General features: G+C 55.0%; 1 protein-coding gene. It reads left to right on the top strand.

Annotation, left to right across the window (positions count from 1 at the left end; all coding sequences use genetic code 11):
• Window positions 1-440: 440 nt before the first annotated feature.
• A complete protein-coding gene (locus PSEJ35_RS17725; protein ID WP_232207674.1) occupies window positions 441-1229 on the top strand; it encodes a hypothetical protein in 789 nt (262 codons plus the stop codon).
• Window positions 1230-1432 lie beyond the last annotated feature (203 nt).

Genomic DNA, 1432 nt, shown 5'->3' on the forward strand with positions numbered 1-1432 from the left:
ATGGCCCTCGAGGCCGAGCGGTGATCCGCAAGGGCGGGAAGTCTCCTTTTTACTCGTCCAAGCCGACGCCGCTTCGCGGCGCGGCTTAACTCAGGCGTTAGATGCCGCCACAGCCTCTCGCCCTTGCAAATCAAAGACTTAGCCTTGGCGCACCTCTTGACAAAAGGAACCGAGGCGAGTAGCTTTGGATGCGTAGTTACGTGTTGCGTAGTCCAGTGGCGTTAAACTGCGCTCACTAGTGAGCGCAGTTTAACGCCACTGGAGCACCCCATCAGGCATCTCCACATGCAAGCTCTTCTCGCCCGCAAGAACCAACTTGCCAGCCTCTTCCACCAGGCTGCGGAGTTGCGTGCACGCGAGATCCGGAGCTACAAGCAAGACCACGCGCTGAAAGCCCCTGTTGTTCTGTCTGCGCGTCGAGACCAACGCGTGAGAGTGCTGTGGGCTCAGAAGTTTTAAGCAGCCCCCTCTCCCTCGAACAGTTAAAAGAATTACTGCACGTCCAACCAGGCGTCGTCTTGGTTGGCGGGCAAGCATTGGCTTTTTGGGCCGATTACTACGACGCACTGGGGCAAGGCTTTGAGTCCGGTCTAACAACAGATCTGGACTTCTTTGGCACGCGCGAACAAGCGAAAGCCCACATCGCTCAACTGAGTGCAGCGTTTCCGTCAAAGCTTCGCTTTGAGATCGCCACAGTAGATACACCACCGCCAAGCGCGGCCGTCATACTTATCGACGATTTTGGCGACCAACCTGAGCCAATGGTGATTGACTATGTCACCGCTCTAGCCGGCTACAAGATTGAAAGCGAAGCAAGAATGCTCAGGCATGCTGTCGACATTTCTGTAGACGGAATGCCAATCAAATGCATGCACCCATTTGATTGCCTTAAAAGCCGGATTCATAACTTGGCACTACTGCCACAAAAAAGAACTGAGCTTGGCGTTGAGCAATGCCACACAGCCGTTCGGGTCGCGCGTGAAATGATCGTGGAGAACTGCGGTGGTGACTGGCCAACTCAGCGCAACATCGCACTTCCAATGGCAGAGGGAATCATTGAACTTGCCGCTCATAAACATTCCCTTGATGCTCGTCGCCTATACGGAATTGACGTCATGTCCGCAATTGTTCCGGGCGTCTTCTGCAAAGATTTTCAACAACTCAGGTGGCCACAGGCTCTTGCATATGTTGAAGCCAAGTACGCTCGCATGCTCTCTTGCTATAGATAGTAAAGCGGCATCTAACAATTCCGTGGGGGCTTCCCGTCAACCCGGGGTGCATGACGTCCTTGCCTTGAGCTTCAGGCATTGCTGCTTCCTCGTTGTGGTGTTGTTGCTCTCGTCCTCGCGCGACTGGGTCAGGATGCGTCGGCTGCATACCGCTTCGTGTTCGCGCAGAGCCGACCAGTGCTGCTGCAGTTGCGCCAGCGCCA

Origin of the sequence: Pseudoxanthomonas sp. J35 (assembly GCF_000513995.1) — a bacterium.
Classification (GTDB): domain Bacteria; phylum Pseudomonadota; class Gammaproteobacteria; order Xanthomonadales; family Xanthomonadaceae; genus Pseudoxanthomonas.